The organism is Aeromicrobium panaciterrae, assembly GCF_039537165.1.
GTDB classification, from domain to species: Bacteria; Actinomycetota; Actinomycetes; order Propionibacteriales; family Nocardioidaceae; genus Aeromicrobium; species Aeromicrobium panaciterrae.
Genome location: NZ_BAAAZZ010000002.1, coordinates 2,965,304 through 2,989,678 on the forward strand (window position 1 = coordinate 2,965,304; position 24,375 = coordinate 2,989,678).

At 66.7% G+C, this 24,375-nt stretch carries 25 protein-coding genes and 4 tRNA genes; 16 read left to right on the top strand and 13 right to left on the bottom strand.

The features are described 5' to 3' along the window. Positions 1-125: 125 nt before the first annotated feature. The 3 genes from ABD683_RS15450 to ABD683_RS15460 form a co-directional block, all read right to left on the bottom strand. Positions 126-1,811 (bottom strand): nitrite/sulfite reductase, encoded by a 1,686-nt coding sequence (locus ABD683_RS15450; RefSeq protein WP_344770963.1) that lies wholly within the window; start codon positions 1,809-1,811, stop codon positions 126-128. A gap of 293 nt (positions 1,812-2,104) precedes the next feature. Next, the gene (locus ABD683_RS15455; RefSeq protein ID WP_344770964.1) at positions 2,105-2,728 is read right to left on the bottom strand and encodes a hypothetical protein; all 624 of its coding nucleotides are present in this window, start codon (positions 2,726-2,728) and stop codon (positions 2,105-2,107) included. Beyond that, a complete protein-coding gene (locus tag ABD683_RS15460; RefSeq protein ID WP_344770965.1) occupies positions 2,729-4,378 on the bottom strand; it encodes an acyl-CoA dehydrogenase family protein in 1,650 nt (549 codons plus the stop codon). Between the two features lie 17 nt (positions 4,379-4,395). On the opposite strand from ABD683_RS15460, the gene ABD683_RS15465 reads away from it, so the two are divergent. Together ABD683_RS15465 and ABD683_RS15470 are read left to right on the top strand one after the other, a co-directional pair. Beyond that, complete coding sequence (locus ABD683_RS15465) at positions 4,396-5,280, top strand: YihY/virulence factor BrkB family protein (protein WP_344770966.1); 885 nt, start codon at positions 4,396-4,398, stop codon at positions 5,278-5,280. Between the two features lie 10 nt (positions 5,281-5,290). Continuing rightward, positions 5,291-5,662, top strand: a complete 372-nt coding sequence (locus tag ABD683_RS15470) for a hypothetical protein (RefSeq protein ID WP_344770967.1) — start codon at positions 5,291-5,293, stop codon at positions 5,660-5,662. Here the strand turns inward: ABD683_RS15470 and ABD683_RS15475 are convergent. Continuing rightward, complete coding sequence (locus tag ABD683_RS15475; protein ID WP_344770968.1) at positions 5,659-6,576, bottom strand: hypothetical protein; 918 nt, start codon at positions 6,574-6,576, stop codon at positions 5,659-5,661. The genes ABD683_RS15470 and ABD683_RS15475 overlap by 4 nt on opposite strands. 91 nt (positions 6,577-6,667) lie before the next feature. Here ABD683_RS15475 and ABD683_RS15480 point away from each other — a divergent pair, with 91 nt between their 5' ends. Both ABD683_RS15480 and ABD683_RS15485 read left to right on the top strand, forming a co-directional pair. Further along, a complete protein-coding gene (locus tag ABD683_RS15480) occupies positions 6,668-7,039 on the top strand; it encodes a DUF4267 domain-containing protein (RefSeq protein WP_344770969.1) in 372 nt (123 codons plus the stop codon). Positions 7,040-7,086: 47 nt separating this feature from the next. After that, the gene (locus tag ABD683_RS15485; protein WP_344770970.1) at positions 7,087-7,368 is read left to right on the top strand and encodes a hypothetical protein; all 282 of its coding nucleotides are present in this window, start codon (positions 7,087-7,089) and stop codon (positions 7,366-7,368) included. Positions 7,369-7,455: 87 nt separating this feature from the next. Here ABD683_RS15485 and ABD683_RS15490 read toward each other — a convergent pair. From ABD683_RS15490 to ABD683_RS15500, 3 genes are all read right to left on the bottom strand, one after another. Beyond that, positions 7,456-7,530: transfer RNA gene (locus ABD683_RS15490), tRNA-Val, on the bottom strand. Positions 7,531-7,564: 34 nt separating this feature from the next. Continuing rightward, positions 7,565-7,635 (bottom strand) — tRNA-Cys (locus ABD683_RS15495). Positions 7,636-7,662: 27 nt separating this feature from the next. Then, a tRNA-Gly gene (locus ABD683_RS15500) sits at positions 7,663-7,734 on the bottom strand. An 80-nt stretch (positions 7,735-7,814) separates the two neighbouring features. Here ABD683_RS15500 and ABD683_RS15505 point away from each other — a divergent pair. From ABD683_RS15505 to ABD683_RS15515, 3 genes are all read left to right on the top strand, one after another. Beyond that, entirely contained in the window at positions 7,815-8,648 is an 834-nt protein-coding gene (locus tag ABD683_RS15505; RefSeq protein WP_344770971.1) for an aminotransferase class IV, read from the top strand. A 10-nt stretch (positions 8,649-8,658) separates the two neighbouring features. Further along, on the top strand, positions 8,659-9,171 hold the full coding sequence (locus ABD683_RS15510) for an SRPBCC family protein (protein ID WP_344770972.1): 513 nt from the start codon (positions 8,659-8,661) through the stop codon (positions 9,169-9,171). A gap of 22 nt (positions 9,172-9,193) precedes the next feature. After that, positions 9,194-9,265, top strand: a tRNA-Val gene (locus ABD683_RS15515). A 70-nt stretch (positions 9,266-9,335) separates the two neighbouring features. On the opposite strand, the gene ABD683_RS15520 is transcribed toward ABD683_RS15515, so the two are convergent. Beyond that, entirely contained in the window at positions 9,336-9,803 is a 468-nt protein-coding gene (locus ABD683_RS15520) for an NUDIX domain-containing protein (RefSeq protein ID WP_344770973.1), read from the bottom strand. Positions 9,804-9,854: 51 nt separating this feature from the next. Continuing rightward, positions 9,855-10,496, bottom strand: coding sequence for a LysE family translocator (locus tag ABD683_RS15525; protein ID WP_344770974.1), 642 nt, complete (start codon positions 10,494-10,496; stop codon positions 9,855-9,857). A gap of 107 nt (positions 10,497-10,603) precedes the next feature. On the opposite strand from ABD683_RS15525, the gene ABD683_RS15530 reads away from it, so the two are divergent. Next, on the top strand, positions 10,604-11,179 hold the full coding sequence (locus ABD683_RS15530; protein ID WP_344770975.1) for a hypothetical protein: 576 nt from the start codon (positions 10,604-10,606) through the stop codon (positions 11,177-11,179). 31 nt (positions 11,180-11,210) lie between these two features. On the opposite strand, the gene ABD683_RS15535 is transcribed toward ABD683_RS15530, so the two are convergent. Genes ABD683_RS15535 through ABD683_RS15550 form a run of 4 tightly spaced genes read right to left on the bottom strand, consistent with a single transcriptional unit; the run spans position 11,211 to position 14,221 of the window. Continuing rightward, positions 11,211-11,588 carry a hypothetical protein gene (locus ABD683_RS15535; RefSeq protein WP_344770976.1) on the bottom strand — a complete coding sequence of 126 codons (378 nt, stop codon included), beginning with the start codon at positions 11,586-11,588 and terminating at the stop codon, positions 11,211-11,213. Positions 11,589-11,604: 16 nt separating this feature from the next. Then, a complete protein-coding gene (locus ABD683_RS15540) occupies positions 11,605-12,204 on the bottom strand; it encodes an acetoacetate decarboxylase family protein (protein ID WP_344770977.1) in 600 nt (199 codons plus the stop codon). Continuing rightward, a complete protein-coding gene (locus ABD683_RS15545; RefSeq protein ID WP_344770979.1) occupies positions 12,201-13,643 on the bottom strand; it encodes a flavin-containing monooxygenase in 1,443 nt (480 codons plus the stop codon). The genes ABD683_RS15540 and ABD683_RS15545 overlap by 4 nt, the downstream gene beginning before the upstream one ends. Next, entirely contained in the window at positions 13,640-14,221 is a 582-nt protein-coding gene (locus ABD683_RS15550) for a TetR/AcrR family transcriptional regulator (protein WP_344770980.1), read from the bottom strand. The genes ABD683_RS15545 and ABD683_RS15550 overlap by 4 nt, the downstream gene beginning before the upstream one ends. A 56-nt stretch (positions 14,222-14,277) precedes the next feature. Here ABD683_RS15550 and ABD683_RS15555 point away from each other — a divergent pair, with 56 nt between their 5' ends. The 8 genes from ABD683_RS15555 to ABD683_RS15590 all read left to right on the top strand — a co-directional run. Continuing rightward, complete coding sequence (locus ABD683_RS15555; protein ID WP_344770981.1) at positions 14,278-15,966, top strand: FAD-dependent oxidoreductase; 1,689 nt, start codon at positions 14,278-14,280, stop codon at positions 15,964-15,966. Positions 15,967-16,021: 55 nt separating this feature from the next. Further along, the gene (locus ABD683_RS15560) at positions 16,022-17,506 is read left to right on the top strand and encodes a flavin monoamine oxidase family protein (RefSeq protein ID WP_344770982.1); all 1,485 of its coding nucleotides are present in this window, start codon (positions 16,022-16,024) and stop codon (positions 17,504-17,506) included. A 25-nt stretch (positions 17,507-17,531) separates the two neighbouring features. Then, complete coding sequence (locus ABD683_RS15565) at positions 17,532-19,025, top strand: outer membrane protein assembly factor BamB family protein (RefSeq protein ID WP_344770983.1); 1,494 nt, start codon at positions 17,532-17,534, stop codon at positions 19,023-19,025. Between the two features lie 57 nt (positions 19,026-19,082). After that, positions 19,083-21,059 (top strand): threonine--tRNA ligase, encoded by a 1,977-nt coding sequence (gene thrS, locus ABD683_RS15570; RefSeq protein ID WP_344770984.1) that lies wholly within the window; start codon positions 19,083-19,085, stop codon positions 21,057-21,059. After that, entirely contained in the window at positions 21,056-21,601 is a 546-nt protein-coding gene (locus ABD683_RS15575) for an HIT family protein (RefSeq protein ID WP_344770985.1), read from the top strand. Before thrS ends, ABD683_RS15575 begins: the two co-directional genes overlap by 4 nt. Positions 21,602-21,604: 3 nt before the next feature. Continuing rightward, positions 21,605-22,246: a phosphatidylinositol phosphate synthase gene (gene pgsA, locus ABD683_RS15580; RefSeq protein ID WP_344770986.1), complete on the top strand. Its 642-nt coding sequence runs from the start codon at positions 21,605-21,607 to the stop codon at positions 22,244-22,246. A 107-nt stretch (positions 22,247-22,353) separates the two neighbouring features. Further along, the gene (locus tag ABD683_RS15585; protein ID WP_344770987.1) at positions 22,354-24,003 is read left to right on the top strand and encodes a sigma-70 family RNA polymerase sigma factor; all 1,650 of its coding nucleotides are present in this window, start codon (positions 22,354-22,356) and stop codon (positions 24,001-24,003) included. A 183-nt stretch (positions 24,004-24,186) separates the two neighbouring features. Beyond that, the coding region (locus ABD683_RS15590) for a hypothetical protein (RefSeq protein WP_344770988.1) at positions 24,187-24,375 on the top strand (189 nt) is incomplete at its 3' end.

The window sequence follows — 24,375 nt, forward strand, 5'->3', positions numbered from 1 at the left end:
GAGCTGGCCGATGAAGCTGAGCTTGAATGCCCTCAGACAGGAGCGGCACTCCCACTCGCCGTGGGTGTCGCCGTGCGGACGAAGGTCCTCATCAGCGCAATAGGGGCAGTGAAAAGGAACGGCTCTCAACGGAGCACCTCCTCGTCGACTCGGGACACCCAGCGGGCGAACGACTCGGCGTCCTCGCGCTGCTCGAGGTACGTACGCGAGAGCTTCTCGACGTAGCCCGGCAGCTGCTCGCCGGTGACCTTGTGGGCGCGGAGCTTGCGGCCGAAGCCGGCCTCGAGCCCGAGAGCGCCACCGAGGTGCACCTGGAAGCCCTCGACCTGCTGGCCGTGCTCGTCCATGACGAGCATGCCCTTGAGGCCGATGTCGGCGGTCTGGATGCGGGCGCACGAGTTGGGGCAGCCGTTGACGTTGACCGTGATCGCGGTGTCGAGCTCGGGTACGCGCTGCTCGAGCTCGTCGATGAGGTCGGCGGCGCGCTGCTTGGTCTCGACGATCGCGAGCTTGCAGTACTCGATGCCGGTGCAGGCCATCGTGTTGCGGCGCCACTGCGATGGACGCGCGTGCAGGCCGATCTCGTCGAGTGCGGTGATCAGCGACTCGACCTTGTCCTCGTCGATGTCGAGGACGACGAGCTTCTGCATCGGTGTCGTGCGTACGCGGTCACTGCCGTGTGCCTCGACGATGTCGGCGACCTGGTTGAGCAGGGTGCCTGAGATGCGTCCGACGGTGGCGGCGACGCCGACGTAGAACTTGCCGTCGAGCTGCGGGAACACTCCGACGTGGTCGGCGGGCGTCTCGGGAGCACCGGGTGCGTCGAGGTCGTCGAGCTTGCGCTCGAGGTACTCGGTCTCGAGGACCTCGCGGAACTTCTCGATGCCCCAGTCGTCGACGAGGAACTTCAGCCGTGCGCGGGCGCGGAGTCGGCGGTAGCCGTAGTCGCGGAAGATGCTGACGACGCCCTTCCACACCTCGGGAACGTCCTCGAGGGACACCCAGACACCGACGCGCTGGGCCAGCATCGGGTTGGTCGACAGTCCGCCGCCGACCCACAGGTCGAAGCCTGGTCCGTGAACGGGGTGCACGGCGCCGGTGAAGGCGACGTCGTTGATCTGCGGAACGACGTCGTGCCCGGGGTGGCCACTGATCGCGGTCTTGAACTTGCGCGGCAGGTTGGAGAACTCGCGGTCGCCGATGAACTGGCTCTCGATGGCATCGATCGCCGAAGTGCCGTCGATGATCTCGTCGGCGGAGATGCCGGCGACGGGGGAGCCGAGGATGACGCGTGGGCAGTCGCCGCACGCTTCCTGGGTCGAGAGGCCGACGGCCTCCAGCCGGTTCCAGATCGTGGGGACGTCGCGGACGTCGATCCAGTGGTACTGCACGTTCTGGCGGTCGGTGAGGTCAGCGGTGTCGCGGGCGTACTCGACCGAGATGTCGGCGACGGTACGCAGCTGCTCGAGGTTGAGCTGTCCGCCGTCGATGCGGACTCGCATCATGAAGTGCTCGGCATCCAGCTCTTCGGGCTCGAGCGTCGCGGTCTTGCCGCCGTCGATGCCTTCCTTTCGCTGCGTGTAGAGACCCCACCAGCGGAAGCGTCCACGCAGGTCGCCGCCGTCGATCGAGGCGAAGCCACGGTGCGCATAGATGTTTTCGATGCGGGCGCGGACGTTGAGCGGGTTGTCGTCCTTCTTGGACTGCTCGTTGGCGTTCAGCGGCTCGCGGTAGCCCAGTGCCCACTGACCCTCGCCGCGCTTGGGGCGCGGGCGACGAGCGGGGGTGTCGGTGCCAGGAGCGGGTGCCATGAAAATTCCCTAGGAGAAGGGCATGCGGCGGGCGCTGGGGCCGTTGTCGCCGCGCGCCGTGAAAAAGTGCAAAGAGGGGCGCGTAGTCAGCGACACATCATGTTGCGGGCACGACCGAGGTCAACGTGGATGCGTCCCACGAGCCAGAGAGTCTGTGCCGAAAGCATGAGGTTGAGTCTGCGGGACCGAGCCGCCGTACGACAAGCATTCGTCCTACGATGTGGGACGGCTGTCCGCATTCTGAAACAAGCAGATGCTTGTCCCGTGTGAAACCGGGGCTGGTGTGGCCCGTGTCACTCCTGCGGAACGAGCAGCGTGACGGCATAGGCGCCGGCCGCCGACGCTGCGAGGACGACCCCGGCAGCCACCAGTGCGACGTCCCACGGCACCAGGCCGGCGGTTGCGAGACCCACCATCGCCGCGGGCTGGAACGCAGTGATGAGACCGAGCGGGAGCACGGCGCCACCCACGATGACGGGTATGGCACCCAACGCCTCGTGACCCCCACCGTCGATGCTCAGGGTGACCCAGGCACCGATCAAGCCGACCAAAGCGGCGCCGACCGCCGTGACGACGAGCCCGGGCTGCGTGAACACGAGCGTGTCGCCGAGCTTGTCCTCGAGCGCCAGGGCTGCGAGTCCACCGACGACGGCGCCGATCGTATGAGCGGCGAGCACCGGAAGGAGCGTGCTCCACGGGCGACGGCCGACGACGGCGAGCGTGACCGCGGAGGCGGGATTGGCCAGGCCAAGGGTGCCGCGCTCGTCCGTGGAGTGCAGCTGGGCGTACCACGTGAACAACACCGCGACCGCGGAGACTGCGGCGACCGCGAGCGTCGCGTCGGCGGCTCGCAGGGCCATGGCAGCCGTGAGCGTGAGGAGCGCCGAGAACAACGCTCCGAGTAGTGGCTTGCTCATCTATGACTCCAGGTGTGGCGTGGTTCGGGCAACGATGCCCGCGAGGTCGAGACCCCGGGGGAGTGTGCCGAACGTACCGCCCCAGTCGCCGGCGAGGCGGGAGGCGCAGAACGCGTCGGCGACGCGAGGGTCGCCGTGCTTGATCAAGATTGCGGCCTGCAGGCAGGTCGCCATGCTGGCGGCGATGCGGCGGGCCCGGACCTCGACGTCGGTCAGGTCGGCGAGCTCGGTCAGCACGCCGTCGACGGCGGTGTCGAGTCGTGCGTCCTCGCCACGTACGCCCGCCATCTCGGTGATCCAGGCGTCGAGCGACTCCGGCTCGCGGCCGAGGGCACGCAGGACGTCGAGGGCGTTGACGTTGCCGCTGCCCTCCCAGATCGAGTTGAGCGGCGACTCGCGAAACAGCAGCGGCATGCCGGACTCCTCGACGTAGCCGTTGCCCCCGAGACACTCCAGCGCCTCCGCGACCATCATCGGCGTGCGCTTGCAGACCCAGAACTTCTCGAGCGCCAGGCCGATGCGGCGCAGCGCCTGCTCGTGCGGGTCGTTGGGCTTGTCGACCGCCGACGCGAGGCGGATCGCGACGAATGTCGCGGCCTCGGTCTCGACGGCGAGGTCGGCGAGCACGTTGGTCATGGCGGGCTGGTCTGCGAGCGTCGCACCGAAGGCCGCACGCTGTGAGGCGTGCCAGGCGGCCTCAGCCAAGGCCTTGCGCATCAGTCCGGCCGAGCCCAGCACGCAGTCCATGCGTGTCGCCGACACCATCTCGATGATCGTGCGGATGCCGCGTCCCTCGTCGCCGAGGCGGGTCGCATACGTGTCGTTGAACTCCAGCTCGCTCGAGGCGTTGGAACGGTTGCCGAGCTTGTCCTTGAGCCGCACGATCGACAGCGAGTTGCGGGTGCCGTCGGGTCGAACGCGGGGGACCACGAAGCAGGTCACGCCCTCGGGTGCCTGCGCGAGCACCAGGAACATGTCGTTCATCGGAGCCGAGGTGAACCACTTGTGGCCGGTCAGCAGGTATTCGCCGTGGGTGTCGGTCGGCCGGGCGACGGTGGTGTTGGTGCGCAGGTCGGAGCCGCCCTGCTTCTCGGTCATGCCCATGCCGGCGAGCAGCCCCGCCTTCTCCTCGGGAGGACGGAGCCCGAAGTCGTACGTGCGCGAGGCGAGCCCGGTGGTCCACTGCTTGGCGAGTGCGTCGTCGGCGCGCAACGCAGGCACCACGGCGTACGTCATCGTGATGGGGCACATGTGGCCACCCTCGGCCTGGCCCCACGTGAAGAAGCCTGCAGCGCGCTTGAGGTGCGCGACGGGGCTCTGCGAGGTCCACGGCTCGGCGGTGAGGCCGAAGCCGACGCCCTGCGTCATCAGCCAGTGCCACGAGGGGTGGAACTCGACCTCGTCGATGCGGTTGCCGTAGCGGTCGTTGGTGCGCAGCTTGGGCTCGTTCTGGTTGGACAGGTACCACGCCTCGCGGGCCTGCTCCGAACCCGACAGCGTGCCCATCGGTGTGATCGCGTCGACGATCTCGTCGGTGTGCTCTCCGCCGTACGCGCGTACGGCTTCCATGAGCGCGTTGTCGCTGGTCGCGACGTTGTAGCCGACGAGTGGGGTCGCCTGGTTCTGTGGTGCACGCTGCAGGGGATCCATGTCGCTACGGTAGAGCCATGGCGGTGGAACCGGTAGACCGACCGGGCGGCGCTGCATCCTTCGGCACGCTCGTCAAAGAGCTCATCGCCCGCACCTTCAGCAGCTGTTTTCGCTACCGCGTGACGGGCCTCGCCGCCGAGGCTGCATTCTTCGCCATCTTGTCCCTGCCGCCGCTCGTGTTCGGCCTCGCAGGGTCGATCGGCTTCATCGCCGAACGGTTCGATGTCGACAAGGTCGACGTGCTCAAGGACCGGATCCTCGACCTGTCGTCGCAGGCGCTGACGCCCGACACGGTCGACCAGGTGATCGCACCGACGCTCGACGACGTCCTCGGCAGCGGGCGCATCGACGTCATCTCGATCGGTTTCGTCCTCGCACTGTGGTCCGGCTCGCGGGCGCTCAACGTCTTCATCGACACGATCACGATCCTCTACGGGCACGGCGGCAAGCGCGGCATCGTCAAGACCCGGGCACTGTCGTTCGCGCTCTACATCGTGGCGCTGATGGTCGGCATCGTCCTCGTACCCCTCGTCCTGGCTGGTCCCCAGGTGGCGGCCGACATCTTGTCCGACAGCTGGAACTTCCTTCGCTACTTCTACTGGCCGGCCGTGCTGATCCTGTCGGTCGGATTCCTCACCACGCTCTATCACCTGGCCGTTCCCGTGCGCCGCAAATGGCTCGTCGGGCTGCCCGGCGCCGTGTTCACGCTGGTGTTGTGGATCTTCGGCAGCTACTTCGTGCGGTGGGCGCTGGGCTTCTCATCCGGTGGCACCTCGATCTACGGCCCGCTCGCCGCACCCATCGCGGTGCTCCTGTGGTTGTACGTGTTGTCGATCGCCGTGCTGATCGGTGCCGCCATCAACGCGGCAGTCGAGCAGATGCGCGAGGAGCGGTCCGTCTAACATCGTCGGCATGTACAAGGTGGCGACGCGCGTCGCATTCATCGTCGCGACCCTCATGGTCATCGCCGGCGCGGTCATGTGGTTCCTCCAGGACAAGGACGAGAAAGAGAAGCCCGAGGCCAAGGAGACCGTGAAGCCGGTCGTGATGATGTCGACCAATGGCGTACAGGACAACATCGAGCGTCGACTCACCCAGCGGGAAGGGCGCGCGATCAAGGCGGAGTGCCCGGCCAAGGTCAATCAGGAGATCGGCACGAAGTTCACCTGCGACGTGTTCTTCACCGGACGCGAGGACGCGATCGCGATCGCGAACGTCGTGATCGACGGACCGAACGGTGAGTTCAGCTGGAAGTCCGAGGCCAAGATCAAGGGCGACGCTTAGAGCGCTGTCTTGATCGCCTGGAATCCGATGATGCTCGGCACGACGATCCAGATGGCCAGCAACAGGATCGATGCGATGACGGCAAACAACTTGGCCTGATCCTTCGGCGGGTTGCCGGCATCGCCGATGACCTCGTACAACGCCTTGAACGATCCGTCGAGAGCGATCCGAGCGCGACTGCGGGCGATGCCGGCCGCCTTGAGCACACACCAGAACAGACCGAGCCCGACGACGAGGAATCCTGCAGCGAATGCGAAGCGGCCGGCGTCGGTGGTCAGGCTCTTGCCGAGGACTGACAGGGTTCCGGAGATCGCGGCACCGCCGACGAGGAAGGCAGGCAGCGGGAGGCTCGACTTGTTGAGGTCCGGGGTGATCGCGTCCACTTGGATGCGCGCCGTGGCGAGCAATTGGTAGTCATCGGATCCGACCGGGCTGTTGGCTTCGCGGAGTGCGTACAACTGGCGGAGCTGCTTGACGAGCCGCTTCTGATGGCTGCGCACGATGAACGTGATGAGGAGCTGCACGATCCGTTCGGCGACCGGCTTGATCAGTGGCGGGACCTTGGTGAGCGCCGACGGAGGGCGTGAGCCATTGCGGTCGAACACCTCGAGCGCGCGCATCGCCTGGCGGTGGGCCTCGTCGAAGCGCTCGGTGTGGCGGAGCGGCTCCTTGCTGCTCAGCTCCTTGAGCATCTGGTCCTCGATGACGCCACTGCTGCCGAACGCCTCGAGCAGCTGGTTGGTCGACGACTCGTCACCGCGACCGCGGAGCAGCTGGAGGGACTCGAGCCGTTCACCGAGCTGGTCGATGAGGAGGCCCTCCTCCTCGTTGGCCTCCACCTGCACGGCCACGACTCCGCGCTTGACCACGCCCTTGGCGGGTTTGGTGGTCTTCGCCGAGTCTTCGATCGTCATAGCGGAAATCTAGAACTGTTCTCGGGGCCTGTCATGAGAATCGGCTGGGATGCCGACACGACATGGTCTCCTCGCCATATACGTTGCTGGAATGGACACCGCTGCCCTTGTCGCCGGAAGCATTCGCTGCGCCTCCGGAATCCAGTTCCTCGTCGCTCCGTTGCGCGCCAACCGCATGTGGGGGGAGACCGAGCCGCCGGAGCACCCCAGCCATTTCCTGCTCCTGCACTCGATGGGTTATCGCGACGCCCTCGTCGGCGGCATGCTCGTCTCGGCGGCGCTGCGCGGGCGCGACACCCGTGGCTGGTTCCTCGCCTCCGGCGGTGCCGACGCCGCCGACTTCATCGGCGGACTCAAGCGGCACTCGGAGCTGTCGACGTCCCAGAAGGTGATCGGCATGGGCGGCGCGATCGTCGGGATCGGCGTCGGTATCTGGGGCTCAACCCGCAAGCCGCGGGCCTAGCGTCCATTCTTCTGAAGTTTCGGCAGGTCATGTACGACGCTGACGTGATGCGATCTCCCCGCAACGTGCTCATTGCTGCCGGAGTTCTGCTCGTCGTCGGCGTTTTGCTCGTCCATTTCGACTCGAGCAGCATCAACGGCATGTCAACGGGACCCGGTGACTCGGCCGATGGATTCTCGTCCGAAGTCTCGTTCGCCTTCGACAACGCGTGGCTCATCACCCGGCAATCAGCTATTGGCTACGCACTGATGTGGCTCGGGACGCTGCTCGCGGCTGGTGTCGTCGGTCATCGGCTCGTTACTGATCCGGCGTCGGGCGAATCTGTGTAGCCCGTACGCTTCACGCAACGCCACGAGGGCGCAATCGCCGCTCGTCTGGAACGCAGAAACTCCCTGTAGTTGCAGGGAGTTTCTTTGTGGTGGGCGATACTGGGTTTGAACCAGTGACCTCTTCCGTGTCAGGGAAGCGCGCTACCGCTGCGCCAATCGCCCGTGCGTATTCAGTTGTGTTGGTGAATCTTTGTCGAGGTGGGTACGGGATTTGAACCCGTGTACACGGATTTGCAGTCCGTTGCCTCGCCTCTCGGCCAACCCACCGCTGGATGGGTATGGAGACCCGCTCCGAGCGGACAACGAGATTCGAACTCGCGACCCTCACCTTGGCAAGGTGATGCTCTACCACTGAGCTATGTCCGCACTGCCCTCAAAAGAAGGCGACACGAGACTTTAGCGGATGAGCGGGGGCGAACCCAAACCGGGTTCGCTAGTTTGGCCGCATGAGGACATGGGTGAACGGCAAGGTGCTGGGATCGCCGGATGAACTGGCGATCAGCGCACTGGATCACGGGATCATCGTCGGGGATGGCGTGTTCGAGACGATCAAGATCGAGGACGGTCAGCCCTTCGCGCTGACACGTCATCTGGACCGGCTCGTGCGGTCCGCTGGGGGCCTGGGAATCGGCAAGCCTGACGTCGGCGCGATCCGTGAAGGCATCGACGCGACGATGGACGGCCAGGACCTTCCGTTCGGGCGCATACGGCTCACGGTGACGTCCGGTCTCGGTCCGCTGGGCTCTCCGCGGGGGAGCGCAGGGCTCACCCACACGGTGATCACCGAGCCGTGCGACCGCCCGCCGTCGATCAGCAAGATCGCCACGGTGGCGTGGCCGCGCAACGAGCGTGGAGCTCTCGCGGGGCTGAAGACCACGTCGTACGCAGAGAACGCGCTGATGGTCGAGTACGCATTGGCGCGCGGCGCCTCGGAGGCGGTCATGCCCAATACCGCGGGCCAGCTGTGCGAGGGCACGGGCTCCAACATCATGTACGTCCTCGGCGACCAGCTCGTCACGCCGACGCTGAAGGCCGGACCGCTCGCAGGAGTCACGCGTGCGCTCGTGCTGGAGTGGTGTGCCGGCGAGATTGACGTCGTCGAGCGCGATGCACCGATCGAGGTGCTGCAAGAGGCCGACGAGGTGATCCTGGTCGGCACCACCCGTGACGTACAGGCGATCTCGCACGTCGATGACCGTGAGGTTGCGGCGCCCGGACCGATCACGCAGAAGGCGCAGGAGATCTGGGCTCGCGAGTCAGCAAAGGGCATCGACCCCTAGGGTGCAGGTCATGACTGCTGTCCTGCACCCGTGCGACCGGGTCGGTCTCGACTTCGTCGACTCCGCGCCCAACCGCTTCGCCAACTCCGTCGAGCTCAACATCACGCCCGAGCAGCTCTTCGAAGTGCTCGCGGACGCCGAGTCGTGGCCCCGATGGGCGAAGGTCATCACCCATGTCGAGTGGACGTCCCCGGAGCCGCGTGGCGTGGGTACGACGCGGCTCGTCACGATGCGCGGCGGGTTGCTCGGCTCCGAGGAGTTCCTCGCCTGGGAGGAGCACACGATGATGGCGTTCCGGTTCAACGAGGCGTCCGAGAAGCGGATCAAGGCATTCGCCGAGCGCTACGACGTCGTCGAGACACCTACCGGCTGCAGGCTGACCTGGACGATGGCGATGGAGGTGACCGGGGTGGCCCGTCACACGCTCGGGCTGAGCAAGCCCGTGCTGAACGCCACCTTCCGCAGGTTCCTCAAGAACCTCCGCACGTACACCGACACCAGGTACGGCGTCGTCAAGGCGTAGGTTAAAGTTTCTGACGCAACCCGGGCGATTGGCGCAGTGGTAGCGCGCTTCGTTCACACCGAAGAGGTCACTGGTTCGAACCCAGTATCGCCCACCCGAGAGGCCGCACGTGGATGTGCGGCCTTTGTGGTTCCTCGGTGAAATGGTGGCGCGGCTCTGCTGCGTCACGTGGAGGACAAGGCCTTCGCGTAGGCCGGCCACGTACCGGCGAATCCCGGGTGGAGCTTCTTCTCGCGCTCGATCACATCAGCCGTGACCCAGACATAGCCGTCAGGACCGGTCTCCCAGCCGCCGGTGACGGCCGGCATCTCGGGCGAGTCCATGACCACCGTGTGATAGGCCCAGCCGCCGTGATCGTCGACGAACACGGTGCGGTGCGTCAGGCCCGCTGGTACGTGGTGCATCTCTTCGCTCGCCTCGCGAAGTGCTCCCGCGACGGGCGTCTCACCATGACCCAGCGCGCCTCCCGGGATGCCCCAGGTCAACCCCTTCTGGACGATGCGAGCGCGATGCTGGAGGAGAAAGCGCGGGGTGCCGCTGTCGTCGGTGTGCACCAGCAACAACCCTGCGGCGCCGACGCGGCCCCAATGGGTGTGGCCGAGCTCGCAACGAGTCCAGCCATCCGCGGTCATGAGTCGATTGTGCCGTGCAGGCTTCCGCAACGGATCTGGATGTGCAAGCTGTCAGGCCTTGTTGTCAGCCAGCAGGAGCGTGCCGCCGAGCCCGATCATCATGGTGCCGCCTGAGCCCCGGACCGCCGCCAGCCGCCGTGGCGACCGCTCAAACCACACCCGCGCCGAGCCCGCGACCAGCGCCCACAGCGCATCGCACGCGAAGGCGATGACCGTGAACACCAGCCCGAGCACGATCATCTGCAGCGGCACGGCGCCGGCGTGGAAGTCGACGAACTGAGGCAGCGCCGCAACGAAGAACACGATCGTCTTGGGGTTGGTAGCGCCGACGATGAAACCCTGTCGCAGCACTGCCGCGGACGACACGGTCCGGGGCGCTTCAGCGGTCGCCTCGTCCAGCCCGTCCCGGCGGTGGCGGATCGCTTGGAGACCCAGCCAGGCCAGGTAGGAGGCCCCGAGCAGCTTGACCACCGTGAACAGCGCGACGGACTCCGCCACGAGGGATCCCACGCCCAGCGCCACGGCGGCGATCGGGATCAACGCCCCCAGCTCATTGCCGAGCACGCTCCACAAGCCGCCGCGGCGGCCGAGTGACAACGAACGGCCGATGACGAACAACACGCTCGGACCGGGGATGGCGATCAGGATCAGCGAGGCGAGGGCGAAGGCAAGGAGCGCTTGAGCTGTGGGCACTGCTCGAACCTATTCCTCAACGGGCTTGCAGCGCCAGCGGCGCATCTGTCCCCTTTTGTGGAGCTGGACTGGTGATATCGTCAACGAACTATCACCGGAGGGCTGCGATGGAGCTCGGCGAACTCTTGGACGACCTGACAAGGCCGTATGCCGTCGAGGCGACAGACGACGGAGATCGACTGGTCGCGATGAGGCTCGCCGACAACTGGGGCGTCGGGATGCGCCTGCACCGTCGAGGCACCCATCGCCAGTGGAACATCCGCGAGATCACGCTGCGCATGACCGACACCGACGCCAGCATCAGCGGCTACGACGTACGCGAGCTTCCGCTGGGTGCCCTGATATCCGAGGCGCGACGCATCGCCACCAAGAACGCCGGCGCCGCGTCAGAGCCCCGCACCAACCTCGCCGGCATCCTCAAGGCGAACGACGGACGCTTCGGCAGCGGCGACGAGGCACTTGCCGCGCTGGCCCTCGAGTACGTGTCGATGGTCGAGGCCGGCGTACGTACGCCGTCGAAGTCACTCGTCGAACGGTTCGGCGGCAGCGCCGGCAGCTGGACCAACCGCGTCGCGCTGGCCCGCCGGAGCGGCTTCCTCACCGCGGTCGGTCGCGGCGAGGCCGGCGGTGCGCTGACCGAGAAGGCGCGCCGCGTACTGGGCATCTCGACCCCTGATGCATAGGTGCGAGGACGAGCCTTTTGAGCGTTGAGGGCTACTCGCCGGTGCAGTCGGTGTAGACCTTGCCGAACTCGTCGGAGTCCTGGAACGGCTGCGCCTTGGGGGCGAGGATCTTGCCACCGGTCACGGCGTACATCTGGTCCATGAAGACGACGAGCTCGGTGCCGTCGGTGCATTTCTCGACGTCCTGGCGTGCTTCGACACCGTCCTGGACGCAGGAGGTGTAGTCGGGGGGCAGCGTGGCGCCGGGCTTCCAGATGTCAGCACACGTCGGGCCAGTCGGCGCCGGTGTCGCGCTCGCAGTAGCTGTCGGCGCATCCTTGCCGCCGTCCTTGGTGTCGTCGTCGGACCCGCCTCCGTTGCAGCCGGTGAGGAGGAGGGCGGTCAGGGTGACGAGGGCGAGGCGGCGCATATCTCGACACTAACAATCAGCGGCGGCCGAAGATCAGGTGGAACGGCCTTGCAGCGAGGGTCAGCAGCGGTTTGCGGCCGGCGAGGAACCCGATCGGGCCGTCGGCCGCGAACGACCAGCGCGCCGTCGCGAGTCCCGCGCGGATGTGACCGACCACCGGTGTGACCAGCAGGTTGCCGTCGCGGTCCTGTGCGGAGCTGAAACGGGCTGGTACGCGGAACGGGAGGCGTCGTACACGGCGCAGGCTCAGCGAGCCGATGCCCTGCGCGGCATACGAGACGTGCGGCGCGACGTCGAATTCGGCGAGGTCCTTGGGGATCGCCCACAGCTCGCGTCCGCCGTCGCGGGACGCCTCGGAGTTGACCCAGATGTGCGTGATCGACACGCGGAGCCGCCAGCCGTCACGCACCAGCACGGTCGACATGATCTCGTCGTACGTCAGCGGGCTCGGCTCCTCGTACACGAAGAACGCCGCGCACACGATCGCCCGACCGAAGATCGTGACCACCTTGGTCGAGGCGTTGTGCGGTGCCGGCGTGTGGCGCAACGGCTGCAGCCAGACGCCGGTGTAGCTGTGGCCCGTGAGGTCCCAGGGCGACGGGGGATAGGAGGTCATGACCAGCTGTAGGCATCGGGCTCGAGCACCTTGGTGCGCTTGGCGAACGGCAACGTGGCACCGGGCCAGTTGGAGGTGATGCGGCCGGAGGGGTGGCGATACCAGTTGTCGCAGTGCGACCAGACCGACACGTCGAGCTTGTCCTGGATCTCGCGGTCGTACGACTCCTCGGCCTGCTCGGTGACTTCGACCGTGGTGTAGCCGCCCGCCTTCAACCGGTCGAGTGCCTGGCGCATGTGCCGGGCCTGGGCCTCGAGCATGTAGATGATCGAGCCGCCGCCGAGATTGGTGTTGGGTCCGTAGGTCACGAACAGGTTGGGGAAGTGGGGGACGTACATGCCGAGGTACGCGTGCGCGCCATCCGCCCACTGGGTCGCGAGCTTCTGGCCCCCGGCGCCGGTGATGTCGATCGACTCGAGGAAGTTCTGCGCGTCGAACCCGGTGGCGTAGACGATCGCGTCGACCTTGTGCTCGGTTCCTTCCGCGTCGATGACGCCGTCGGGTGTCACGGCGGTGACCGCGCTGGTCACGACGTCGACGTTGGCCCGTGCGAGCGCGGGATAGAACTCGTTGCTGAACAGGATCCGCTTGCAGCCGATGGGGTAGTCGGGCGTGAGCTTGGCCTTGAGCTCGGGGTTCTTGACCTGCTTGTCGAGGTGGCGCATCGCGATGCGCTTGTTGACCTTGCCCATGCGGGACTCGTCCTTCAGGCCCTGCGCGAACTGCTCCATGATCGTCCAGATGCCGCCGCGCTCGACGGTCTGCGTCACCGGAGCGATCCTGAACAGCGTCCGGTGGAACGCGGTGTAGGGCTTGTCGGGCTTGGGCATCAGGTAGTTGGGGGAGCGCTGGAACACCGTGAGGCGTGCAGCCTCGCCGGCGAGCTTGGGGATGAACTGCACGGCGCTCGCACCGGCTCCCACGACGGCGACGCGCTTGCCGGTGGCGTCGAAGTCGTGGTCCCACTCCGCCGAGTGGAACGACGTGCCGGTGAACGTCTCGACGCCCGGGATCGGTGGCAGCTTGGGACGCGAGAGCTGGCCGACCGCGCTGATCAGGATGTCGACGGTCTGGGCCGTGTCGTCCGCGAACGTCACGGTCCAGGTCGAGGTCCGCTCGTTCCATGTGGCCGCGACGACCTCACGGTGATATTGCACGAGCGGACTGATGCCGTGCTTGTCAGCGACCTTGCGGATGTAGGCGTGGATCTCCTCCTGCAGTGCGTAGCGTCGCGACCACCGGGGATTGGGCTCGTACGAGAACGAGTAGAGCGGCGACGGCACGTCACAGCCCGCGCCGGGGTAGGTGTTGTCGCGCCAGACCCCGCCGAGGTCGTCGGCGCGTTCCCACAACCGCAGATCGGTGTGGCCCGAGCGTTTCAGCTCGACGGCGACGGCGAGGGCGCCGAAACCGGAACCGATGATCCCGATCGATGTCATGAGGTCTCCTTGGTCACGAACAGCAGCACGGTGGCTGTGAGCAGGTTCAGGGCTTCGTCCCGCGTGAACGTACCGTGTTGTAGCCACTCGCGGCAGACGGACTTGGTGAGCGACGCGGCTGGTCGGAGGCGAGCACGCAGCTCGGCGTCGTCGGGGAGACCCAGGGCGTCGAGGACGAGACGGGCCGCGCGGTCGTCGGCCTCGTCGACGACGGCCTGGATGTCGGAGCTGCCGTGAAGGTTGGCGGCGCCGCTGGCGTTCACCCAGGCCTCGCCGTACGTCGTCGCGGCGTCGAGGATCCACGACATCGTGAGGCGGGCTCGCTCTTCGAGCGGCTTTCCGTCGAGCCCCGGGAGCGCTTGCTCGGGCATGAGGACTGACGCGCGCATGGCGGCGAGGAACAGCTCCCGCTTGTCGCCGAAGTAGTGGTTGATGAGGCCGCGCGTCACCCCTGCGGCCTGGGCGAGCTCGGCGGTGGAGACCTCGTCGTATGGACGGGTGGCATACAAGGTCTGCGCTGCCTCGAGGATCTGCTGGCGCCGCTCGGACGGGGCGAGGCGGAGACGCGCGGCGGTCATGCGGACAGTTTCGTCGGCTATTGGCAGAGTGTCAACAAGCGTCGTACGATCGGCACATGGGTCACGATTATGACGTCCTCGTGGTGGGCTCCGGCTTCGGCGGGAGCGTCGCCGCACTGCGGCTGACCGAGAAGGGTTACCGGGTTGGCGTCATGGAGGCCGGCCGGCGGTTCACCGACGACGAGCTGCCGCAGACGTCATGGAGGGTCCGGCGCTACATGTGGGCACCCTGGGCGCGGTGCTTCGGCATCCTGCGCATCACGCTGCTCAAGGACGTGCTGATCGCCAGCGGCGCCGGCGTGGGTGGCGGGTCCCTCGTCTATGCCAACACGCTGTACGAACCCCTCGACGACTTCTACGCCGATCCGCAGTGGGCGGACATCGCCGACTGGAAGTCCGAGCTCGCACCCCACTACGCGCAGGCCAAGAAGATGCTCGGGGTCACGACCTACCAGGGCCGCACCCCCGCGGATGACGTCATGCGGGCAATCGCAGACGACTACGGAGTGGCGGACACGTTCCACGCGGCCGATGTGGGGGTGCTCTTCGGCGACGAGCCCGGCGCCAAGATCGCCGACCCGTACTTCGGCGGCGCCGGACCCGACCGAAACGCCTGCATCAACTGCGGAGCGTGCATGACGGGCTGTCGCCACAACGCCAAGAACACCCTGGTCAAGAACTATCTCCACCTGGCCGAGGGTGCAGGAGCGGTCGTGCACCCATTGACCACAGTGGTCGATGTGCTACCCGACGGCGACGGATATCGGGTGCGCACCCGTCGTACAGGCAATCCGCTACGACGCCGGTCCTTCACGGCCGGGCAGGTGGTGTTTGCCGGCAACGCACTCAACACCCAACGGCTGCTGCACAAGCTCCGCAGGCGCTCCCTGCCTGACCTCTCCCCGAGACTGGGTGAGCTCAGCCGTACGAACTCCGAAGCCGTGCTGTCGGCGCGATCGGCCGACCGTGAGGCCGACTTCACGCCCGGCATCGCGATCACCTCGTCGTTCCATCCCGACCGGCAGACCCACATCGAGCCGGTGCGGTACGGCCGAGGATCGGGTCTGCTGAGCCTCATGAACATGGCGCTCCCCGAACGTCCCGGCAGCGGCGGGCGTTTCCGCGCGGTGGCCCGGGGCTATCGGCGGCTGGGCGTACGCGGAGCGCTCCGGCTCCACAACCCGCGTCGCTGGGCCGAGCAGTCGATGATCATCCTGGTCATGCAGTCCCTCGACAACTCGATCACGACCCACCTCAAGCGCGGGCTGCTCGGTCGACGCATGTCGAGCCGGCAGGGGACAGGGGAGCCCAATCCCGCCTACATCCCGGTCGCCGACAGGTCGGCCAAGGACATCGCCGACAGGATCGGCGGCTATCCGGGAGCGGCATTCGGGGAGCTAGCCGGCGTGCCTCTGACGGCGCACTTCATCGGCGGCTGTGTCATCGGCACGACCCGTGAGACGGGCGTCGTGGACCCCTACCAGCGGATGCACGGCTACGAGGGTCTGCACGTGACGGACGGCTCGGCGATCACCGCCAACCTCGGCGTCAATCCGTCGCTCACGATCACGGCGCAGGCCGAGCGTGCGATGTCACTGTGGCCCAACCGCGGCGAGCCCGACCCGCGCCCCGCGGTCGGCGAGCCGTACGTACGAGTCGCGCCCGTGGCTCCCGCCCATCCCGCTGTCCCGGCGGGCGCACCTGCCGAGCTGCTCCTCCCGGTGCCGACGGTTCCGCCGCTCTGACCGCGTCGCCTTTGGTCACGACTCTCGTTGACATTGCTGACGAGAGGCGAGACACATGGCAGAGCACAACGTTTCACGACGCGGACTCCTGGGTGGGGCGGTGGCCGGCGGCACGATGCTGGCGATCGGCGGACTCACCCAGACCGCCGAGGCGGCCACGTCGTCGGGCGCGTTGCCCACGTCGGTCGACGTCGTCGTGGTGGGCGGCGGCCTCTCCGGGCTCGTCGCAGCTCGCAACCTCGTCACGAAGGGCAAGAGCGTCCTCGTCCTCGAGGCACGCTCACGCGTCGGCGGGCGACTGCTCAACCACGCGGTCACGGGTGGCTCGGTCATCGAGTCCGGCGGCGCCTTCGTCGGCCCGACGCAGGACCACGTGCTCGCTCTTGCCAAGGAGCTCGGCGTCGGGACGTTCAAGGAGTACGTCACCGGCAAGAACGTGTACGTCTCCAAGACCCTCGGCACGATGAAGTACACCGGCACTGTTCCGCCTGATCCGCTGATCCTGGCCGACGCCGCGATCCTGCAGCTGCGCATCGACGAGATGGCCAAGGCCGTCCCGGTCGACGCTCCGTGGACCGCCAAGGACGCCGTCAAGCTCGACTCGATGACGGTCGCCTCGTGGCTCCAGCAGAACTCGATCATCCCCAACGTCCGGGAGGTGCTGAAGGCGTTCTTCCAGGCGGCGTTCGGCACCGACGCCGAGGGCATCTCGATGCTGTTCTTCCTCTGGTACATGGCCACCGCCGGCAACGAGACCAACCCCGGCACGTTCGAGCGGGCCTCGGGCACGCCGAACGCGGCCCAGGACTCCCGCTTCGTCGGCGGTTCCGGACTCCTGCCCGAACGGGTCGCGGCATTGCTCGGGTCGCGGGTCGCCCTCAACGCGCCGGTTCGCAAGATCACCCAGACCGGCACCACCGTCACGGTCTCCAGCGACCGCGGCACGGTCACGGCCAAGCGAGTCATCGTCGCCGTGCCTCCGCCGCTCGCATTGGGCATCGACTGGTCACCGCTGCTCCCGCCGAGGCGCCTGCAGCTCCTCCAGCACATGCCGATGGGCACGCTGATGAAGGTCGACGCGGTTTACCCGACCCCGTTCTGGAGGGCGAAGGGGCTCTCGGGCTCCGGCGTCATGGACAACGGCGTCGTCCGTACGGTGTTCGACAACTGTCCGGCAGACGCCAAGGTCGGCGTGCTCCTGTCGTTCATCGGTGGCTCGTCGTGGCAGCAGTGCGCGATGCTTCCGCTCGCCGAACGCCGCAAGCTCGTCCTAGAAGGATTCGCCAAGATCGTGGGCCCCGAGGCGCTCAACCCCATCGAGTACGTCGAGTTCGACTGGACCCACGAACGGTGGACCATGGGCAGTCCGGTGGCATCAGTGCAACCCGGCGCGACGGTGGCGTACGGGTCGTCGATCCGCGAACCGTTCGGCCGCGTGCACTGGGCCGGCACCGAGACCTCGACATACTGGGCGGGCTACATGGACGGCGCCGTGCGCGCGGGTGAGCGAGCCGCCGCCGAGGTCGCCGCGCTGGTCTGACGCCTCCTTGCGTAGAGTCCGGCGCATGAAGACATTCGGGGGAATGGTCGTACTCATGCTCGTCCTGACGGGCTGCACCAGCAGTGACGGTGGCAGCCCCAAGAAGCCCGAGGCGCTCAAGCGAGACGCGACTGTCGTGAAGCCGGCCTGGACCGCCGACGTCGATCCGCTCGGTCAGCCGGTGGTGTTGGGCGACGCCAAGACCGGGTTCACCGTGGTGGTCATCGCCAAGGAGCCGGCCGCTCGTCTCAAGATCGTCGGCATCGACGGTGAGAGCGGCAAGCAGTTGTGGAGCCATCCGCTCGGCCCGAACCACGCTGTTCCCGGAATCGCCCTGATCCCTCATACGACCGAGACAGCTGCAGGTGAGAAGCGCGTGATCTTCTACCTTGCGCCCAACAAGCCGGGCAAGGAAGAAGCCGACCTCACGACGCCGCTCGTGGCGGTGGAGCCCCGGACCGGAAAGATCGAGCTGAAGTCGCCCAAGGTCTATGCGGCAGAGGCCCCAGACTCGTGCGAGGACGACACCGACGTGTGCATGCGAGGTGCGCTGGAAGGCGAACGTGACTACGCCAACCTGAGGGTCGACCTCGAGTCCGGAAAGATCAGCCGCGTCAAGGAGGGGGCGCCCGATGACGCGCGCCTGATCGGTGCGGACGGACTGTTTTCCACCGGTGACAGGCCAGCTGAGAAACTCGGTGTTTACCGCGACGGCAAGACGCTGTGGAGCACCTCGGTCGACACCTTGTTCGGGCCGGGACGGACGAGTGACGGCGGCTGGGCCTTCACCCATGAGGCTGGGCCCGATCGATACATCGGGTACCTCGGTCAGAGGAACGGCGGAGTCAAGGGGACCGCCGACTCTCCGTACGTCTACGACCTCGGCAAGCAGACCCTCACCTCGTTCAGCGGAGCCGATGGATCGATCCTGTGGCAGAAGAAGGGCGCTGATCAGTGCTTCCGGCCCACGGACTTCGACGACGAGGAGAAGGTTGACGCCATCAAGCACCCGGTGCGGTGTCAGATGAGCGGCACCTTCACCGTGATCGACGACAAGCGGACCGTGCAGAACGTCGCGATGACGATCGAGGGCTATGACCCCGTGAGCGGCACGACATCGTGGACGCACAAGATGCCTGCAGAGGCGGCGGCTGCCTATCAGATGTCTGAGCCACGTGTGCTGATGAGGGGCGGACGGACAATCGTGGCGACGCTGGCCGGTGGTCCAGCTCTGATCGACGTGGCCACAGGCAAGTTCGTCAAGGCGAAGGGCCAGACGTTCATGTGTCAGACCGACGCCGTGGAGCACGAGTACGTCACGCCGTGGATCTTCAAAGGGCGCAGCGAGCACACGCGCCGCGGCACCGGGTTGGCGTTCCCGTGTTCAGCCGACGGCAAGGCCGTCAAGAGCGGAATGACCGTGGCCGCGCTGACCGAGGGTGCAGTCAAGATCGACGACTCGACGTATGTGGTTTCGTCCGACGCGGGGCTTGTCGGCTACGACATCGGCAAGCGTTAGGCTCGGGTCAAGCAGAACGCGCCACCCGTAGGGCGCGTCACAACCCTGAGGTGCCACATGTCCCAGATCTCCATCGTCAGCTCCGCCGATGCCCAGAAGGTCGATGAAGGGACGAAGGCCTGGCAGCTGTACGCCGACTCGCCCGACATCATCGCCGCCCGCGTCAACGGCGAGCTGAAGGACCTCGCGTACGAGCTCGTCGACGGCGACACCGTCGAGGGCGTCGCCATCGACTCCGCCGACGGCCGCGACATCCTGCGTCACTCGACCGCGCACGTCATGGCGCAAGCCGTGCAGGAGCTGTTCCCCGATGCCAAGCTCGGCATCGGCCCGCCGATCACCGACGGGTTCTACTACGACTTCGACGTCGCCGAACCGTTCGTCCCCGAGGATCTCGAGAAGATCGAGACCCGGATGCGCAAGATCGTCAAGGAAGGTCAGAAGTTCGACCGCCGTGAGATCAGCGACGACGCCGCCCGCAAGGAGCTCGCCGACGAGCCCTACAAGCTCGAGCTGATCGGCCTGAAGTCCACGGCCGGCGACGCTGCCGAAGGTGCCAGCGTCGAGGTCGGCGAGGGCGGGCTGACGATCTACGACAACCTCAAGCGTGACGGGTCCGTGGCGTGGGGCGACCTGTGCCGTGGCCCGCACCTGCCGACCACCAAGCGCATCCCCGCGTTCAAGCTGATGCGCAGCGCGGCCGCCTACTGGCGCGGCGACGAGAAGAACAAGCAGCTGCAACGCATCTACGGCACTGCCTGGGAGACAAAGGAGGCGCTCGACGAGCACCTGCACCGCATCGAGGAGGCGCAGCGCCGCGACCACCGTCGCCTGGGCCAGGAGCTCGACCTCTACAGCTTCCCGGACGAGATCGGCTCGGGCCTGCCGGTGTTCCACCCGCGCGGTGGTGTCATCAAGCGCGAGATGGAGGACTACGTACGCCGCCGTCACATCGAGGAAGGCTTCGAGTACGTCGGCACTCCGCACGTCGCGAAGGAGGGCCTGTTCTACACCTCTGGCCACCTTCCGTACTACGGCGAGGGAATGTTTCCCCCGCTCGAGCTCGACGGTGGCGACTACCGCATCAAGGCCATGAACTGCCCGATGCACAACCTGATCTTCCGGTCCCGCCAACGGTCCTATCGTGAGCTGCCGCTGCGGCTTTTCGAGTTCGGTCACGTCTACCGCAACGAGAAGTCCGGCGTGATCCACGGCCTGACCCGCGTACGCGGTTTCGCCCAGGACGACTCGCACTCGTACGTGACCCCCGAGCAGGCACCCGCAGAGATCAAGCACCTGCTCGACTTCTGCCTCAGCCTGTTCCGCGACTTCGGCCTCGACGACTTCTATCTCGAGCTGTCGACGCGCGACGACTCCAAGCCCGACAAGTTCATCGGCACCGACGAGGAGTGGGCGGTTGCCACCAAGGTCCTCGAGGACGTCTGCATCGAGAGCGGTCTCGAGCTCGTGCCCGACCCAGGCGGCGCGGCCTACTACGGCCCGAAGGTGTCGGTGCAGGCGCGCGATGCGATCGGTCGTACCTGGCAGATGTCGACGATCCAATACGACTTCAACATGCCCTCGGCGGACCGGTTCAACCTCGAGTACGTCGCCGCTGACGGCTCACGCCAGCAGCCGGTGATGATCCACTCCGCCAAGTTCGGCTCGATCGAACGGTTCATCGGTGTGCTGGTCGAGCACTACGCCGGCGCCTTCCCTCCGTGGCTCGCCCCGGTGCAGGTCGTCGGTATTCCCGTCGCCGAACGGCACGCCGACTACCTCCATGAGCTCGCCAAGAGGCTCAAGGCCAAGGGCATCCGGGTCGAGGTCGACAACTCTGATGAGCGGATGCAGAAGAAGATCCGCAACGCCCAGACCCAGAAGGTCCCGTTCATGCTGATCGCCGGTGACGACGACATCGAGGCCGGTGCGGTGTCATTCCGCTACCGCAGCGGTGACCAGGACAACGGCGTACCGATCGACGATGCCATCGCCCGCATCGCCGAGGCGATCGAGACGCGCGCCCAGGTATGAGCGACGACGAGCAGTACGGGGCGGGGGAGCCGGACGCCTTCGAGCGGCTGTGGACGCCGCATCGGATCGTGTACATCAAGGGCGAGAACAAGCCCGAGACCGCCGACGAGGCTGACTGCCCGTTCTGCCGCATCCCGGCCATGGATGACGCAGAGGGCCTGATCGTGCACCGTGGCGAGGTGGCGTACGCCGTGCTCAACCTCTATCCCTACAACGCCGGCCACCTGCTGGTGTGCCCCTACCGGCACGTCGCCGACTACACCGAGCTGACACCCGACGAGACCGCCGAGGTCGCGGCGATCACGAAGCAGGCGATGCTGACGATGCGCAAGGTGACCAGCCCGCACGGCTTCAACCTCGGCATGAACCAAGGCCCCGTTGCCGGCGCCGGGATTGCCGCGCACCTGCACCAGCACGTCGTGCCCCGCTGGGGTGGCGACGCCAACTTCCTGCCCGTCATCGGGCACACCAAGACCATGCCCCAGCTCCTGGGCGACACGCGAGAGATGCTCGCAGCCGCCTGGCCGACCGCGAAGGACTAGATCGTGCTCGAACGTTTCCGCCAGTTCTGGACCAATGTGTGGGCGCCGCTCGCTGATTTCCTGCTGCGGCGAGGAGTCACCCCCGACCAGGTGACGATCGTCGGCACGATCGGCGTGAGCGCTGGAGCCCTGTGGTTCTTCCCGCGCGGCCAGTTCCTCGTCGGCGTGCTGGTGATCACCGCATTCGTGTTCAGCGACATCATGGACGGCTACATGGCTCGCAAGTCGGGACAGTCGTCCAAGTGGGGTGCGTTCCTCGACTCGACGCTCGACCGGGTCGGCGACGCCGCGATCTTCGGCGGCCTCGTCATCTACTACGCCGGCGGCTACTCGTTCAAGGCCCCGGAGTCCGATCTCGGTGACGCGCGCATCTACCTCTACCTCAGCCTCGCCTGTCTCGTGCTGGGGTCGATCACGTCGTACGCACGCGCACGCGCCGAGAGCCTCGGCATGACCGCCAAGGGCGGCATCGCCGAGCGCTCGGACCGGCTCGTGTCGATCCTGGTCATGACCGGACTCGGTGGCCTGTTCGGCTGGGCGTGGATGCGCGAGATCACGCTGTGGGTACTCGCCGTCGCCAGCCTCATCACGGTGTTCCAGCGGCTGATCATGGTCCACAAGCAAGCAGTCGGGGAAAAGTTGTAAGACTTCGCCGGTCCGCGACTCCTACATGTGGAAATGACCACCATGTGCAGGAAAGGACCGACCGATGTTGCGGGTGACGTACACCTCGATCCCTCTAGGATGCGAACGTGACTCCCGCGACCGGACCAGTCGGCCCCACCGACGCGGAGCTCGTTGCTGGAGTCCTGGCGGCGGATCGCGAGGCGTTTGCCGCGGTCTACGACAAGTACGGCAACAAGCTGTACGACTTCGCCTACTCGATGCTGCGCCAGCGCGAGGATGCGGCCGATGCCGTGGCGGATTCGTTCGTGATCGTCGCGGAGCGCATCAATCAGCTGCGCGAGCCCGAGCGACTTCGGCCGTGGCTGTACGCGATCGTGCGCAGCGAGTGCCTCCGCATGCTCCGTGCCCGCAAGCGTGTGGACTACGGCGGCGAGGAACAGCTGGTCAACATGGCTGACGACGCCCTGACACCGGACCAGGAGGCCGAACGCGCCGCGATGCAAAAGATCGTGTGGGACGCGGCGGCAGGCCTCGCCGACCGCGATCGTGCGCTGCTCGACCTCCACCTGCGCCAGGGACTTGAAGGTGCAGAGCTCGGCGAGGCGATGGGCGTATCTGCCGACAACGCCTACACGATGCTGAGCCGACTGCGTTCCCAGGTCGACCGGTCGCTCGGTGCCCTGCTGATCGCCCGTCTCGGTCGCGACGACTGTGTCGATCTCGACACCCTGCTCGCCGACTGGGACGGTACGTTCTCGCCACTCATCCGCAAGCGCGTCTCACGGCACGTCGATGACTGCGAGGTGTGCGGCGAGCGTCGCAAGAAGATCCTCAGCCCGTGGATGCTGTTGGCAGGCGTTCCGATGTTCACGGCGCCGGCTCTGCTTCGCGACCGCGTGGTCCAGAACACGCAGCTCGTCGCCTTCACGACTCCGACCGGCGAGGTGCTGCCGGCCGAGACCACCACGGCAGCGACGACCGCATCCACGGTGACCAAGCCCAAGGTGTCAACCAAGACCAAGGTTGCCGGAGCCGCGGTCGCCGCAGTGGTGCTCATCGGCGGCACTGCCGCGACGGTTGCCCTGCAGAACGATGACAAGGGTCCTCAGGACATCGCGTCGTCGTCGACGCCGACGACTGCGTCACCGACGCCGACCGAGTCGCCCACGCCGACACCGACCGAGACGGCGGCGCCCGGCGTCCTGACCTTGTCGACCACGGCGATCGCGCTGGGCGGTAGTGCCAGCAGCTCGAGCTTCACGCTGACCAACTCCGGCGGCACCGCGGTCAGCTACCAGCTGTCGTCCAGTGCGAGCTGGCTCACCGCTGGTCCGAGCACCGGCACCGTCCAGCCGGGGGCCGCGACGAGGATCTCCGTTCGCGCCGACCGTGGCGCCGTGAAGGAGGGCAAGTCCTCCGGCTCGATCGGCGTGACCTGGGGGAGCGGCAGCGGAAAAGTCGCCGTGACCCTGACGGAGGAACGCGACCCCAAGGTCGGCCGACCCAATGCCGGAAGCAACTCGATCTGCAATCCGATCCCGGTGACGGCGACCGCGTCTGACGAGAGCGGCCTGAGGTCAGTCATCCTTCGTTGGTCGGGTTCCGGTGGTTCCGGCACGGCAACAATGACACGCTCCGACTCTGTCTGGAAGGCGAGCATGAGCGGCTTCACGTCTGGTGGATCACCCACCACGATGAAGGTCACCGCCACCGACAAACGCGGCAACACGGCCACGGCATCGAGGGTCGTCACCTTCGATCCCTGCCCGGGTTAAGCCTTCCGCGCGTCGAGACGAAGGATTCTCGATTCCTCGCGCCCAAAACAGCCTGCTACGCCAGTGCTTTCGCGCTGCGCAAAAAGATTTCTGGAAAAAGTTGTCAGGAGTTGTGGGGTCTGGTGCTCCTACCTACACGCAACACCACAGACCAGCCGAAAGCACCTCACACCAGGAGTCATCATGAACCGCACGATCCGCAACCTCGTCATCGCCGTCCCGCTCGCCACGGTCGGCCTCACCATGGTCAACGTCGCGGCGGCAACCGCCGGCCCGATCGACCCGAACTTCCCGATCGCCATCCCCGAGCAGCCCAAGGGACCCGGTGACATCGCGAACCCGACACCGCCCAAGCCCCCGAAGGGTCCGCAG

Bases quoted from the DNA above. Each gene is read 5' to 3' on its own strand.
- ABD683_RS15485 (WP_344770970.1), top strand. From the start codon at position 7,087: ATGCGATCTCCCCGCAACGTGCTCATTGCTGCCGGAGTTCTGCTCGTC.
- ABD683_RS15510 (WP_344770972.1), top strand. From the start codon at position 8,659: ATGACTGCTGTCCTGCACCCGTGCGACCGGGTCGGTCTCGACTTCGTC.
- thrS (WP_344770984.1), top strand. From the start codon at position 19,083: ATGTCCCAGATCTCCATCGTCAGCTCCGCCGATGCCCAGAAGGTCGAT.
- ABD683_RS15450 (WP_344770963.1), bottom strand. From the start codon at position 1,811: ATGGCACCCGCTCCTGGCACCGACACCCCCGCTCGTCGCCCGCGCCCC.
- ABD683_RS15545 (WP_344770979.1), bottom strand. From the start codon at position 13,643: ATGACATCGATCGGGATCATCGGTTCCGGTTTCGGCGCCCTCGCCGTC.
- ABD683_RS15480 (WP_344770969.1), top strand. From the start codon at position 6,668: ATGGACACCGCTGCCCTTGTCGCCGGAAGCATTCGCTGCGCCTCCGGA.
- ABD683_RS15535 (WP_344770976.1), bottom strand. From the start codon at position 11,588: ATGCGCCGCCTCGCCCTCGTCACCCTGACCGCCCTCCTCCTCACCGGC.
- ABD683_RS15475 (WP_344770968.1), bottom strand. From the start codon at position 6,576: ATGACGATCGAAGACTCGGCGAAGACCACCAAACCCGCCAAGGGCGTG.
- ABD683_RS15575 (WP_344770985.1), top strand. From the start codon at position 21,056: ATGAGCGACGACGAGCAGTACGGGGCGGGGGAGCCGGACGCCTTCGAG.
- ABD683_RS15540 (WP_344770977.1), bottom strand. From the start codon at position 12,204: ATGACCTCCTATCCCCCGTCGCCCTGGGACCTCACGGGCCACAGCTAC.
- ABD683_RS15550 (WP_344770980.1), bottom strand. From the start codon at position 14,221: ATGACCGCCGCGCGTCTCCGCCTCGCCCCGTCCGAGCGGCGCCAGCAG.
- ABD683_RS15565 (WP_344770983.1), top strand. From the start codon at position 17,532: ATGAAGACATTCGGGGGAATGGTCGTACTCATGCTCGTCCTGACGGGC.
- ABD683_RS15470 (WP_344770967.1), top strand. From the start codon at position 5,291: ATGTACAAGGTGGCGACGCGCGTCGCATTCATCGTCGCGACCCTCATG.
- ABD683_RS15505 (WP_344770971.1), top strand. From the start codon at position 7,815: ATGAGGACATGGGTGAACGGCAAGGTGCTGGGATCGCCGGATGAACTG.
- ABD683_RS15530 (WP_344770975.1), top strand. From the start codon at position 10,604: ATGGAGCTCGGCGAACTCTTGGACGACCTGACAAGGCCGTATGCCGTC.
- ABD683_RS15460 (WP_344770965.1), bottom strand. From the start codon at position 4,378: ATGGATCCCCTGCAGCGTGCACCACAGAACCAGGCGACCCCACTCGTC.
- ABD683_RS15560 (WP_344770982.1), top strand. From the start codon at position 16,022: ATGGCAGAGCACAACGTTTCACGACGCGGACTCCTGGGTGGGGCGGTG.
- ABD683_RS15455 (WP_344770964.1), bottom strand. From the start codon at position 2,728: ATGAGCAAGCCACTACTCGGAGCGTTGTTCTCGGCGCTCCTCACGCTC.
- ABD683_RS15465 (WP_344770966.1), top strand. From the start codon at position 4,396: ATGGCGGTGGAACCGGTAGACCGACCGGGCGGCGCTGCATCCTTCGGC.
- ABD683_RS15555 (WP_344770981.1), top strand. From the start codon at position 14,278: ATGGGTCACGATTATGACGTCCTCGTGGTGGGCTCCGGCTTCGGCGGG.
- ABD683_RS15520 (WP_344770973.1), bottom strand. From the start codon at position 9,803: ATGACCGCGGATGGCTGGACTCGTTGCGAGCTCGGCCACACCCATTGG.